Below are 12,423 nucleotides of genomic sequence, written 5' to 3' on the forward strand. Positions count from 1 at the left end.
CCCGCGATAACTTTAACTCATCGGAGCCCTCCTGCTGGATGCTCCGTGATGTTCATGAGTTTTTGCAGGGTGTTGCGCGTGCGTCTTCCGTATCGTCGTTCTCGAGTGAAATGGATCTGCGCCACGACGGCTCCCTGGGCGCTGGCGACCGGCCTCCTGATCTCGTTCACGGCCTCGGCCAGCAATGACCTGCATTCCGGCGTCAGCTTCACGCCGCGCAGCGCGACGGCTCGTCTCGTCGAGACCGCGCTTATCCCACCGACCGGTGCTTCCATCGCCGGGGGGAAGCTTGGAATCGATCGCGACATCCTGCGATCCATGCCGCGCTACGACCTGCCGGATGAAACGGCCGATTCCGAGCCTCTCAAGGCCGACAGGAAGGCCGATGCGGGTCCCGATCCCGTCGTGGACCGTGCGCTCAAGGGAAGCCCGCTGGTGGCGCCGCATGCCACCCTGTCCCGCCGGGCCAGGCAACTGCGTCCCACGCTCGAGCAGGTGACGGGCGCGCAACTCCTCTACAGTCACGACGAGCGGCTCCTGCCGCCCACCGTCCTCATGGAGGGCCAGCTCGAAGCGCCGGAGAGCGAACAGGTCTTCGAGCCTTGGGAAACGCCCGAATACACCACGACGCGCCAGACCACGTCGGTTCAGTCGCCGGCGGCTGCCGCGGCTGGCTCCACCGGTGCCGCGGCGAGCCCGACGACGCCCATGGTGAAGCGCGCCATCGCGCTGTCTTCGGCAACGCCGGCTCCCATGGAGGCGACGCCCATCGAGATCGCGGCCGCGCCCGTGTCCCTGCAATCGCCGCGCCTTGACCGAGGCGGCTACGGCGCCGTGACGATCCTGCCGAAGGGCGATGATACCGAACGTCCGCGCTATGCCGACCTGATCGACCCGGACAACATGAGCAAGGAGCAGCGCTGCCTTGCCGAGGCCGTCTATTTCGAGGCCCGCAGCGAACCCCTCGAAGGGCAGGCGGCGGTCGCCCAGGTGGTGCTCAACCGGGTGAAGAGCGGGCTCTATCCGTCCAGCATCTGCGGCGTCGTCTACCAGAACCGCCACCGCCATCTCGCCTGCCAGTTCACCTTCGCGTGCGAAGGCAAGGCTCTGCGCATCCGCGACACGGAATCCTGGGAGCGAGCCAAGAGCGTCGCGAGCGCCGTGCTCGAAGGCAAGACGTATCTGGCCGATGTGGGCGGCGCGACCCATTACCATGCGGACTATGTGAAGCCCTATTGGGCCCGCCGCCTGAAGAAGATGGACGTGATCGGCCGCCACATCTTCTACAAGCTGAAGCCGGGGCAGACCTAGAGCATCGCGCAGGCCCGCCCTTCACCATCTACCTTCGGGAACTCCTCCGCCGTGCGCTTCGACACTTCAAAAAGGCGAAACGCATCAGTATAACTTTCGGGTGTGACATCCAGGCGAGGAAATTGTGGCGAGCATCCGAAGTTCTGTTCCCGGGGCGGGCTATGGCAATCCCTATGTGGATTCTCTGATCTGGGGTGAGAAGGCCTGGAATGCCGCGAGCGGCCCTATCAAGGTCTGGTTCGGCCAAAGCAGGGATTTTAGCTCAGCCAGCACCGTTCACGGTCCCAGCGATATTCTGATGAGCACCGCGTCGGCCCGGAATTGGAACGAGACCGAGAAGGCTGCCTTCGATTATGCGATTCGGGTCTACGAAAGCGTCTGCGGGCTGACATTCGCACGTGCCACTTCTGTTGCGGAAGCCAACATCGTCTGGTGGAAGACCGACTTGACCGGCGGCACGCTCGGGATTCACGAGCTGCCGCATGAAGGGCAGAGCTGGGGATACTTCAATTCCACGGCGTGGACCTCGGGCGGGTTCCAATTCGGCAGCGATGCGCTCAACACCGTGCTGCATGAATTGGGTCACGGCATGGGGCTCGCCCATCCGCATGACGGGGGGACAGGCCCGGATGCCACGGCCTTCCAGGGCGTCACGGACGCCTTCTCGACCGGTCAACACGGTTTGAACCAAGGCATCTGGACGGTCATGTCCTACAATCCCGGATGGGATCGCGCCGGCTACGACAGGACCTACGGCAACCAGGCGGGACTTGGCGCTTTCGACATTGCCGCCTTGCAGGCTCTCTACGGAAAGAACACGGAAACCGGCCAGGGGAACGACGTCTACACATTGCCGGCCTCGAATTCGGGTGCCGGCAACCGGGGATGGTTGTGCCTCTGGGATTCGGACGGACAGGACACGATCACCGCGGCGCAGGCCCAGGCCGGCGTCGCCATCGATCTTCGCGCCGCGACGCTGCGGGGCGGCGATCCCAACGCGGGAGGCTTCGTCTCCCGCGAGGACAAGTTCGCCGGCGGTTATACGATCGCCAATGGCGTGACGATCGAGAACGCCATCGGCGGACGCTTCGCCGACACGCTCCAGGGCAATGCGGCCGCGAATCTGCTGAAGGGCAACGACGGCGCCGACACGCTCTTCGGTGGTTCCGGCAACGACACCCTTCACGGAGGGGCCGGGGACGACAAGCTCTATGGCGGCGCGGGACGGGACAGCTTCGTGTTCGAGAGCAAGGTCGGCAAGGGTGCGAATGTCGACCGGATCTACGACTTCAACCCGACCTATGATTCGATTCTGCTCGACAACAAGATCTTCACCAAGCTCGGCGCCGGAAGCCCGTCCAGTCCGAAGATGTTCGACGCGGACATGTTCGTCCGGGCCGCGAAGGCGCAGGACCGCGAGGATCGGATCATCTACGACAGGAAGAACGGCGTACTCTTCTACGATTCGGACGGGACCGGTGCGGCTGCTCAGGTGAAGGTCGCCACCCTTGGAAAGAACCTGAAGCTCGGGCATCAGGATTTCTTCGTGATCTGACAGGGCAGGAGACAATCGGGTTTCCGATCTCCTGCCCGACACGCATCACGCATTCTCATACCAAAGCCTACAAACTTTCAATATTGCTGATGCGCGAGTTGAGATAGTCTGCGCACCCTTGTTGCCTCTCCCGAGGACCGTGAGCATGTCCGCAACTCCCGCTCGATCCCGTATTTCGCCGGAACTCATCGTCGTCTGCGGCTGCCTGATCGCCCTGATCACCTTCGGGCCGCGGGCATCATCCGGCCTGTTCCAGCTCCCCATGATCACGGAATACGGCTGGGGACGCGATACCTTCGGCTTCGCCATCGCGGTGCAGAACCTGCTCTGGGGCGTCGGTCAGCCCTTCGCCGGAGCGGTGGCGGATCGGTTCGGGGCGCTCCGCGTGCTCTGCGTGGGCGCGCTGCTCTATGCCCTGGGCCTCGTCGTGATGGCCTATGCGACCACGCCCGGCGTGCTGCATCTCGGCGCCGGCGTTCTCATCGGCTTCGGCCTGTCGGGCTGCTCGTTCAATCTGGTGCTCGGCGCCTTCGGCAAACTCCTGCCGGAGCAATGGCGGCCCATGGCCTTCGGCGCCGGCACGGCGGCGGGTTCCTTCGGCCAGTTCCTGTTCCCGCCCATCGGCAACGTGCTGATCGATTCCTTCGGCTGGCACCAGGCCCTGCTCGTCTTCGCCGCGAGCGTGCTGCTCGTCATGCCCCTGGCGCTCGCGCTCGCCACGCGCCCGACCGCCGATGCTGGTGGCCAGGCCGGAGCGGCCGCTCTGCCGAACCAGTCCATCAAGCAGGCCCTGACGGAGGCCTTCCGGCACCGCTCCTACGTGCTGCTGGTGCTCGGCTTCTTCACCTGCGGCTTCCAGCTCGCCTTCATCACCGTCCACCTGCCGGCCTATCTCAAGGATGCAGGCCTGTCCGCCACGGTCGGCGGATGGACGCTGGCGGTGATCGGCCTCGCCAACGCGGTCGGCTCCCTCGGGTCGGGTTGGCTTTCCACCCGCATGTCCAAGCGATGGCTGCTGGCCTGGATTTATCTCGGCCGTTCGGTGGCCATTGCCGCCTTCATCCTGGTCCCGGCCACGCCGGTCACGTCGATCCTGTTCGGCATCTCCATCGGCCTTCTCTGGCTGTCCACCGTGCCGCCCACATCGTCCCTCGTGATGCTGATGTTCGGCACGCGCTACATGGCCATGCTCTACGGCTTCGCGTTCTTCTCGCACCAGGTCGGCGGCTTCCTCGGGGTCTGGCTCGGCGGCCTGCTCTACGAGATCAACGGCAATTACAGCGCGGTCTGGTGGCTCTCGGTTCTGCTCGGTCTTGCGTCCGCCCTGATCAACCTGCCGATCAAGGAGCAGCCGGTGCAGCGCGGGCCGGCCCTGCAGCCGGCGGAGTAAGCATCGGACTGCTCCGAAGGGCCAGAGCATTTTTCGGTGAAGTGGGTCCAGTTCACCGTCAAAAAATGCGGCCAAGCAAAGAAGAGAGATGATTTCACGAAAGTGGAAGCAGCTCCAAGCCCTTTCCGCTTGCCCGGATCCTCCGCCGCGCCACAAATGAACCGGGGAGGAAATGCCATGAGCACGTTCAAAGCCATCGTCATCGACAAGAGCGAAGCCGGTCAGAGAGTCGAGATCCGAGCCTTCGACGAGGCGGATCTCATGGATGGCGACGTCACCGTGCGCGTGTCGCACTCGACGTTGAACTACAAGGACGGTCTCGCGATCACCGGCAAGGCGCCGGTGGTGCGCCGCTTTCCCATGATCCCCGGGGTCGATCTCGTCGGCACGGTGGAGACTTCCTCAAATCCCGATTTCAAGCCCGGCGACCCGGTGGTGCTCAACGGCTGGGGCTTGGGCGAGACCCATCTCGGCGCCTATGCCGAGAAGGTCCGCGTCAAGGGCGAATGGCTGATCCCGCTTCCGGACGGGCTCTCACCCCTTCAGGCCATGGCGGTCGGCACTGCGGGCTATACGGCGATGCTCTGCCTGATGGCCCTGGAGCGTCATGGCCTGAGCCCGGATCGCGGGTCGGCCATCGTGACGGGCGCGGTCGGCGGTGTCGGCTCGGTGGCCGTGGCGCTGCTTGCGAAAGCCGGATGGCACGTGATCGCCTCCACCGGACGGCCCGAGGAGGCTGACTACCTGAAAGGTCTCGGCGCGGCCGAGATCCTCGACCGCAGCGAGCTTTCCGGCCCCGCCCGTCCGCTCGCCAAGGAGCGCTGGGCGGCGGGAATCGACACGGTCGGTTCGACGACGCTCGCCAATGTCCTGTCCATGACCAGATACGGCGGCGCGATTGCCGCCTGCGGTCTCGCGGGCGGGATGGATCTGCCCACGACCGTCGCACCGTTCATTCTACGAAACGTGGCGCTGCTGGGGGTCGATTCGGTGATCGCCCCGAAGGCGCTGCGGATCGAGGCCTGGAACCGGATCGCCCGCGAACTCGACCACGGCAAGCTCGCGGCCATGACCTCGACGATCCCGCTCGATCAGGTGCCGGATGCGGCCGGAAAAATCGTCGAAGGCAGGATCAAGGGGCGCGTGGTGGTGGAGATCGGCTAGAGTTGTTCCCATGCCCGTGGAAACAGCTCCCTTCTTTGCTGAGCCGCATTTTCTCACGGCGAACCGGGTTCAATTCGCCGAAAAATGCTCTAAGCCGCCGGGACGGGAGCCGGCGTCTTCCTCATGGCCCCTTCGATCCACTTCTTCTGCTTGGTGATCTCGGCCGCCATGAAATCCATGAAGGCGCGCACGCGGGCCGATTGGCGCAGGTCGGGATGGGTCAGGAGCCACAGGCCCGCGGAGAATTCCGGCTTGATCTCGGACAGGCGGACGAGTTCGGGTTTCGCATTCGCGATGAAGCAGGGCAGGGGACCGATGCCCGTTCCGGCCTGGACCGACTCCGCGAGGCCGAGCACCGTGTTGACCTTGTAGACGATGTTCTCCGGCGCCACGTGGTCGCGCACGAAACGGGCGGCCTTCAAGGCCGCCAGGTTGTCGCCGAGCGCGACCCAGTGACGATCGAACAGATCGGCGAGGTTGACGTCGTCCGGGCCCTGAACGTCAGGGAAATCCACAGCCCGGCCGTAGATCGCCCAGCCAATCGTCGCGACGCGGCGCCCCACCAAGGTCTCAGGCGGATCGTCGGTCGCGCGGATCGCCACGTCCGCATCGCGCTTCGACAGGTTGAGAGCCTGGTTGGCGAGCACCACATCGAGCCGCATCTCAGGGCAGGCGGTGATGAAGCGGGCGAAGATCGGGGTCAGAAGGTGGACGAGGAGCGTGTCGTTGGTCGTGACCCGCAACTCACCCGTCGGAGCCACGGCCTGGCCCGCGAGCTTGCGCGTGAAGGCGGTGACGTTCTCGTCCATCTGTTCGGCCAGCGCCGACATCTCTTCCCCGGCCGGAGTGAGGACGTAGCCCGTGCGGTGGCGCTCGAAGAGCTTGACCCCGAGATTCTCCTCCATCTGACCGAGCCTGCGGAAAACAGTCGAATGGTTGACCCCGAGCCGTTCGGCCGCACCGGCCAATCCGCTGGCCTCGGCGATGATCTTCACGAGCTTGAAATCGTCCCAGTCGAGATGCTGCTGCTTCGTCATTGGTTTGCATTCCCGCAAGAGAGTTCCTGCAAATGTAACACTGGTTTTGCAGCAGGGAAAGATTATCCTCCCTTGCGTCAATAACAGATGGCGATCCGCTTCCAGCCCGAACCCGCGCGGCGGAGGCCGGGTCGCCTGTACACCAATCTCAAACCATCGGAGTTCACATGACCAAGGTCCTGGTTCTGTATTATTCGTCCTGGGGGCATATCGAGCAGATGGCTTATGCCGCCGCCGAAGGTGCCCGCGAGGCCGGCGCCGAGGTCGTGGTCAAGCGCGTGCCGGAACTCGTCCCCGCCGAGGTGGCTCAAGCCGCCCATTACAAGACCGACCAGAAGGCTCCCGTCGCCACCGTCGAGGAGCTGCCCGAGTACGACGCCATCATCATCGGCACGCCCACCCGCTACGGCACCATGACGGCGCAGATGAAGAACTTCCTCGACCAGACCGGCGGATTGTGGGCGCAAGGCAAGCTCATCGGAAAGGTGGGTTCCGTCTTTACGTCGACGGCCACCCAGCACGGCGGCCAGGAAGCCACGATTCTCACCACTCTGCCGGTTCTCCTGCACCACGGCATGGTGATCGTCGGTCTGCCCTATTCCTTCCAGGGCCAGTCGGGCGTCGATCAGATCCGTGGCGGTTCGCCCTATGGCGCATCCACCATCGCGGGCGCCGACGGCTCGCGCCAGCCGACCGAGATCGATCTCGACGGTGCCCGTTTCCAGGGCCGTCACGTCGCTCAGATCGCCGCCAAGCTCGCTGCGAAGTAACAACCTTTTACGTCATGGCCGGCCGTGAGCCGGCCATCGCGAATACTGAGAGACCCGGCGCTTCATGCCATCGAGATCACCGGCCCAGGGCCGGTGATGACGTGGTGCGGTTCGGAGCGCCTAACGCTCCGCTGCGGCGCGTCTCAAGCGATCGTTGATGGCTTCGCCCAGACCGGTTTCGGGAACGGGGCTCACCGCAATGGTGGCGGCGCCGGAAGCGTCGAGCTGCCTGAGATAGGAAAACAGACGAGCGGCGGCCTCCACGAGGTCGCCGTTTTTGCTGAGGTTCAAGGTTGCCTGGGCCGTCTCGGTGCCGTGAGGAACGCCGGGGCCGAAGAGCAGGGCCGCCTCTCCCGGCCGGATATCCGTGGCGTTCAGGCGCACCTGCGCCCTCGGGGCATAGTGGGAGGCCAGCATGCCCGGCGCGAGCGGACTGGAGCCTGCCTCGCCGCCCGTCTCCAGTTTCTCGCCGACCAGCGCCTCGATGGCCTCGCGGGGAACGCCGCCCGGGCGGAGCAGGCGCGGGGTACCGCCGAGGCACGAGACGATGGTCGACTCGACCCCGACCTGTGCGGCGCCGCCGTCGAGCACCGCGTCGATCCGCCCGTCGAGATCCCCCAGTACATGATCCGCATCGGTCGGACTCACCCGGCCCGAACGGTTGGCCGAGGGTGCGGCCACCGGGCGGCCGGTCCGTTCCAGAAGCGCATGGGCGAGGGGATGGGCCGGCACCCTTAAGCCGACGCTGTCGAGGCCGGCGCGGGCGAGATCCGAGACTGTGCAGGTGGGAGCGACCGGCACCACCAGGGTCAGGGGGCCCGGCCAGAAGGTCTCCGCCAGCCGAGTGGCCGTCTCGTCGAACAGGCCCTGGACCCTGGCGGATTCGAAGCTGGCCAGATGAGAGATCAGCGGGTTGAAACTCGGGCGCTCCTTGGCGGCGTAAATGCCAGCAACTGCTTCCGCGTCGGTCGCGTCGGCGCCCAGGCCGTAGACCGTTTCGGTCGGGAAGGCCAAGAGGCCGCCGCCCCTCAGGACGTCCGCCGCCCGGTCCAGCCCCGCCGCATCGGCCGCCAGACGCTCCGTTTGGCGCATTGACCCGCGATCGTTCACGTCTAAACTATCCTTTTCCGACAGGGCTTTTGCCCTTGCCGGGCGGGTTTAACGGCGCGAGAACACGCGTCAATATGAAAAGCCCCGTGCTTGAGAGGAAACCTTGATGACCTACCGCGCGCCTGTTCCGGATATCGTCTTCACCCTGCGGCATGTGGCGGGTTTCGACCGGGCCGTGGCCGACGGGGTCTACGGCGACCTGTCCGCCGACCTGGCCGAGACCATCCTGGACGAGGCCGGCCGCTTCGCCAACGACGTGATCGCTCCCCTCAACCGGGAGGGCGACAGGGTCGGCGCGACCTTCAAGGACGGCGCCGTGACGACGGCTCCAGGCTGGAAGCAGGCCTATGCGGCTTGGACGGAAGCCGGTTGGAATGCGCTGCCAGGTCCGGTGGAATATGGTGGGCAGGGCCTGCCGACCCTGCTCAATTCGGCTTGCGTCGAGATGTGGAACGCCGCCTCCATGGCCTTCGGCATCGGCCCCATCCTGACCATGGGGGCGATCGAGGCGCTTTCCGCCCACGCCTCCGACGACCTGAAGTCCCGTTATCTCGACAAGCTCGTCTCCGGCGCATGGACGGCGACCATGAACCTCACGGAGCCCCAGGCCGGCTCCGATCTCGCGGCCCTGCGTTCCCGTGCGGAATCTGCGGGCGACGGCACCTATCGCATCACCGGCCAGAAGATCTTCATCACCTACGGCGAGCACGATCTCACCGACAACATCGTCCATCTCGTGCTCGCGCGCCTGCCCGACGCCCCGGCCGGCACGCGCGGCATTTCGCTCTTCCTGGTGCCGAAGTTCTTAGCGGACGGCAGGCGCAACGACGTGCGCTGCCATTCCATCGAGCACAAGCTCGGCATCCATGCCTCGCCCACCTGCACGATGATCTTCGGCGACGAGGCCGGTGCGGTCGGCTGGCTCATCGGCGAGGAGAACAAGGGTCTGGCCTGCATGTTCACGATGATGAACAATGCGCGCCTCGCCGTGGGCCTGCAGGGCGTCGCCATTGCCGAACGCGCGTATCAGCAGGCGCTGGGCTATGCGAAAGAGCGCAAGCAGGGCCGCGCCATCGGGGCCGTGGAGGGCATGAGCCCGATCGCCGTGCATCCGGACGTGCAGCGCAATCTGCTCACCATGAAGGCGCTCACCACGGCGGCGCGCGCCATCTGCTATATGACGGCGGAAGCCATCGACCGCGCGCATCTCGAAGAGAATCCGGCGCGCCGGAAAAAGGCGAACGAGCGCGCCTCGCTGCTCACGCCGGTGGCGAAGGCCTTCTCGACCGATATCGGCGTGGAGGTGTCCTCGCTCGGCGTGCAGGTGCATGGCGGCATGGGCTTCATCGAGGAAATGGGCGCCGCGCAGCATTTCCGCGACGCGCGCATCGCGCCGATCTACGAGGGCACCAACGGCATCCAGGCCATCGACCTGGTGACCCGCAAGCTGCCGCTCGCCGGCGGAGAGACGGTGCGGGGGCAGATCGCCTCCATGCGCGCCACGGTCGCGCGGCTGCTGAAGGAAAGCACGCCCGCCTTCGGGGCGACCGCGCCGCGCCTGCGCGATGCGGTCGAAAGCCTGGACCGGGCCACGGGCTACCTGCTGCAGGCGGTCTCGTCGAATGCGCAGGGCGAGGCTCTGGCCGGGGCGACGCCGTATTTACGTCTCTTCGCCCTGGCGCAGGGCGGCACGGCTTTGGCCGATATGGCGCTCGCCGCGCAGGCGCGGGCGAAGGCCGGCGACACGGACCCGGCCCATGCGGGCCGCATTGCGCTCTGCCGCTTCTTCGCCGAGAACATCGCCATCGGAGCGAGGGGGCTGGAGGAAACCGTGATGAGCGGCGCCGGCTTCCTGCAGGATGCAAACCTCGCGCTGGCGGTCTGATCCCATGAACCTCAACGGAAAAACCCTGTTCATCACCGGCGCCTCGCGCGGCATCGGTCTCGCCATCGGCCTTCGCGCCGCCCGGGACGGCGCGAACGTGGTCATCGCGGCCAAGACGGCCGAGCCGCACCCGAAACTTCCCGGCACCATCTTCACGGCCGCGGAGGAGATCGAGGCGGCGGGCGGCAAGCCCCTGCCGCTCGTGGTCGACGTGCGCGACGAGGAGGCCGTGAAAGGCGCCATCGCGGCAACGGTCGAGACCTTCGGCGGCCTCGACATCGTGGTCAACAACGCGAGCGCCATCAGCCTCACGCCGACGCCCCAGACTGACATGAAGCGCTTCGATCTGATGCACCAGATCAACACGCGCGGCACCTACATGGTGTCGAAATACGCCATCCCGCATCTGGAGAAGGCCGAGAACCCGCACATCCTCATGCTCTCGCCGCCCCTCGACATGAGCGAGAAATGGTTCGCGCCGCACCTGGCCTATTCGCTCGCCAAATACGGCATGAGCCTCTGCGTGCTCGGGCTGGCGGGAGAGTTGCGGGCCAGAGGGATCGCCGTCAACGCGCTCTGGCCGCGCACGACCATCGCCACGAGCGCCATCAGGAACCTGCTCGGAGGCGATGCCCTCGTGCAGGCGAGCCGCACCCCGGAGATCCTGGCCGACGCGGCCCATGCGATCTTCCTGAAGCCCTCGCGCAGCTTCTCGGGCCAGTTCCTCATCGACGACGTCTTCCTGCACGGGGAGGGCGTAACCGATTTCGAGAAGTACCGGGTCGATCCAAGCCAGCCCCTTGCACCCGACTTCTTCGTGCCGGACGACACGCCGCCGCTGTCATCTTTGGGTTAGGTTGATCCGCTTTACTCCGGTCGGAAAGTCCTCCCCACGTCATCGCCGGGCTTGTCCCGGCGATCTTGATCGCCTGAAGCGGCGTGCTCTTCCGATCGGGATGGTCGGCACAAGGCCGGCCATGACGTTGAGGGTGTCGTTCCCCGGCTATGGCGTGGTGAGTGTCATTCCCGCGACGAAGGGTCGGGAATGACAGGTCGTTCTCGCAGGAGTAGAAAGCCTGCGTCGACCGGAGATGATATGACTTCGAGAGGGCAAGTGCGCGTATGATTGTGATCCACAGGCCGGCACAGGTGAAGGGCCCTATGGGCGAGTCTCTCGACCGACAGGTGCTCCCGCCGGGCGATCCGATCCCTCAGGACGCCCTGTGGATCGACCTGATCGATCCTACCAAGGACGACGACAGACTCGTGGAGGCCCATCTCAGCATCGAGATCCCGACCAAGGAAGAGATGGCCGATATCGAGCCCTCCGAGATCCTCTACCACGAGAACAATGCGCGCTACATGACGGCGCGCGTCCTGTGCAGTTCCGACACGGACAATCCGAAGCTGATCGACGTCTCGTTCATCCTGACCGAGCGGGCTCTCGTGACGGTGCGCTATGGTGAGCCGCGTTCCTTCAGCATGTTCATGGCGCGCGCCGTCAAGCCGGGCGGCTGCCGGCACCAGCCCGAGGCGGTGCTCGACGGGTTGCTCGAGACCATCATCGACCGCGCGGCCGAGATCCTGGGAACCGTCGGGACGCGCATCGACCGCCTGTCTCAGTCGATCTTCGAGAACGAGAAGCAGGGTGCCCGCCGGGCCGCCTCCTACCGGGTGGCGCTGAAATCCATCGGGCGCAAGGGCGACGTCATCTCGAACGTGCGCGAGAGCATGGTGTCGGTGGAGCGCATGCTGCTGTTCCTTTCGGCCAGCATGCCGCGTCCGCAGAAGACGGCGGGCTACAAGACGGAATGGCGCACCGCCTTGCGCGACGTGCAGTCCATCGAGGAGCATGCCACGTTCCTGTCCAACAAGATCCAGTTCCTGCTCGACGCCACCCTCGGCCTCGTCACCATCGAGCAGAACGACATCATCAAGATCTTCTCGGTCATGTCGGTGATCTTCCTGCCGCCGACCCTGGTCTCATCGCTCTACGGCATGAACTTCAAAATCATGCCGGAACTTGACTGGGAGTTCGGCTATCCCTGGGCCATCATGCTGATGGTGCTCGCCGCCGTGCTGCCTTATCTCTACTTCCGCTGGAAGCGGTGGCTTTGAACAACGACACCGTCATTCCTGGGCCGCGCAGCGGAACCCGGAACCCATAGTCGCTGACAATGCAAGAAGAGGTGCGACCGTGA

The 12,423-nt window shown here is 65.3% G+C and carries 10 protein-coding genes; 8 read left to right on the forward strand and 2 right to left on the reverse strand.

Going from position 1 to position 12,423, the window contains the following annotated elements:
* The first annotated feature begins 105 nt into the window (after positions 1–105).
* From U0023_RS14910 to acuI, 4 genes are all read left to right on the forward strand, one after another.
* Positions 106–1,311 carry a cell wall hydrolase gene (locus U0023_RS14910; protein WP_040639711.1) on the forward strand — a complete coding sequence of 402 codons (1,206 nt, stop codon included), beginning with the start codon at positions 106–108 and terminating at the stop codon, positions 1,309–1,311.
* Positions 1,312–1,435: 124 nt separating this feature from the next.
* On the forward strand, positions 1,436–2,866 hold the full coding sequence (locus U0023_RS14915) for a M10 family metallopeptidase C-terminal domain-containing protein (RefSeq protein WP_009764778.1): 1,431 nt from the start codon (positions 1,436–1,438) through the stop codon (positions 2,864–2,866).
* Between the two features lie 145 nt (positions 2,867–3,011).
* Positions 3,012–4,256: an MFS transporter gene (locus U0023_RS14920; protein ID WP_009764779.1), complete on the forward strand. Its 1,245-nt coding sequence runs from the start codon at positions 3,012–3,014 to the stop codon at positions 4,254–4,256.
* Positions 4,257–4,433: 177 nt separating this feature from the next.
* Positions 4,434–5,420, forward strand: coding sequence for an acrylyl-CoA reductase (NADPH) (gene acuI, locus U0023_RS14925; RefSeq protein ID WP_009764780.1), 987 nt, complete (start codon positions 4,434–4,436; stop codon positions 5,418–5,420).
* 89 nt (positions 5,421–5,509) lie between these two features.
* Here the strand turns inward: acuI and U0023_RS14930 are convergent, their stop codons facing one another.
* Positions 5,510–6,457 (reverse strand): LysR family transcriptional regulator, encoded by a 948-nt coding sequence (locus U0023_RS14930; RefSeq protein WP_009764781.1) that lies wholly within the window; start codon positions 6,455–6,457, stop codon positions 5,510–5,512.
* Positions 6,458–6,624: 167 nt separating this feature from the next.
* Between U0023_RS14930 and wrbA the strand changes: the two genes are divergently transcribed.
* Positions 6,625–7,227, forward strand: coding sequence for an NAD(P)H:quinone oxidoreductase (wrbA, locus tag U0023_RS14935; protein WP_009764782.1), 603 nt, complete (start codon positions 6,625–6,627; stop codon positions 7,225–7,227).
* Between the two features lie 120 nt (positions 7,228–7,347).
* Here wrbA and U0023_RS14940 read toward each other — a convergent pair whose 3' ends face one another.
* Complete coding sequence (locus tag U0023_RS14940; protein ID WP_040639361.1) at positions 7,348–8,319, reverse strand: L-threonylcarbamoyladenylate synthase; 972 nt, start codon at positions 8,317–8,319, stop codon at positions 7,348–7,350.
* 124 nt (positions 8,320–8,443) lie between these two features.
* On the opposite strand from U0023_RS14940, the gene U0023_RS14945 reads away from it, so the two are divergent.
* From U0023_RS14945 to U0023_RS14955, 3 genes are all read left to right on the forward strand, one after another.
* Complete coding sequence (locus U0023_RS14945; protein ID WP_009764784.1) at positions 8,444–10,222, forward strand: acyl-CoA dehydrogenase; 1,779 nt, start codon at positions 8,444–8,446, stop codon at positions 10,220–10,222.
* A gap of 4 nt (positions 10,223–10,226) precedes the next feature.
* Complete coding sequence (locus U0023_RS14950; RefSeq protein ID WP_009764785.1) at positions 10,227–11,078, forward strand: SDR family oxidoreductase; 852 nt, start codon at positions 10,227–10,229, stop codon at positions 11,076–11,078.
* A gap of 266 nt (positions 11,079–11,344) precedes the next feature.
* The gene (locus U0023_RS14955; RefSeq protein ID WP_009764786.1) at positions 11,345–12,340 is read left to right on the forward strand and encodes a magnesium transporter CorA family protein; all 996 of its coding nucleotides are present in this window, start codon (positions 11,345–11,347) and stop codon (positions 12,338–12,340) included.
* Positions 12,341–12,423 lie beyond the last annotated feature (83 nt).

Source organism: Microvirga lotononidis (assembly GCF_034627025.1).
In the GTDB taxonomy this organism is placed as follows: Bacteria; Pseudomonadota; Alphaproteobacteria; order Rhizobiales; family Beijerinckiaceae; genus Microvirga; species Microvirga lotononidis.

What these genes read in the sequence shown, in the direction of transcription:
- U0023_RS14940 (WP_040639361.1), bottom strand. Translation starts at nt 8,319, where the DNA reads ATGCGCCAAACGGAGCGTCTGGCGGCCGATGCGGCGGGGCTGGACCGG.
- wrbA (WP_009764782.1), top strand. Translation starts at nt 6,625, where the DNA reads ATGACCAAGGTCCTGGTTCTGTATTATTCGTCCTGGGGGCATATCGAG.
- U0023_RS14930 (WP_009764781.1), bottom strand. Translation starts at nt 6,457, where the DNA reads ATGACGAAGCAGCAGCATCTCGACTGGGACGATTTCAAGCTCGTGAAG.
- acuI (WP_009764780.1), top strand. Translation starts at nt 4,434, where the DNA reads ATGAGCACGTTCAAAGCCATCGTCATCGACAAGAGCGAAGCCGGTCAG.
- U0023_RS14945 (WP_009764784.1), top strand. Translation starts at nt 8,444, where the DNA reads ATGACCTACCGCGCGCCTGTTCCGGATATCGTCTTCACCCTGCGGCAT.
- U0023_RS14950 (WP_009764785.1), top strand. Translation starts at nt 10,227, where the DNA reads ATGAACCTCAACGGAAAAACCCTGTTCATCACCGGCGCCTCGCGCGGC.
- U0023_RS14920 (WP_009764779.1), top strand. Translation starts at nt 3,012, where the DNA reads ATGTCCGCAACTCCCGCTCGATCCCGTATTTCGCCGGAACTCATCGTC.
- U0023_RS14955 (WP_009764786.1), top strand. Translation starts at nt 11,345, where the DNA reads ATGATTGTGATCCACAGGCCGGCACAGGTGAAGGGCCCTATGGGCGAG.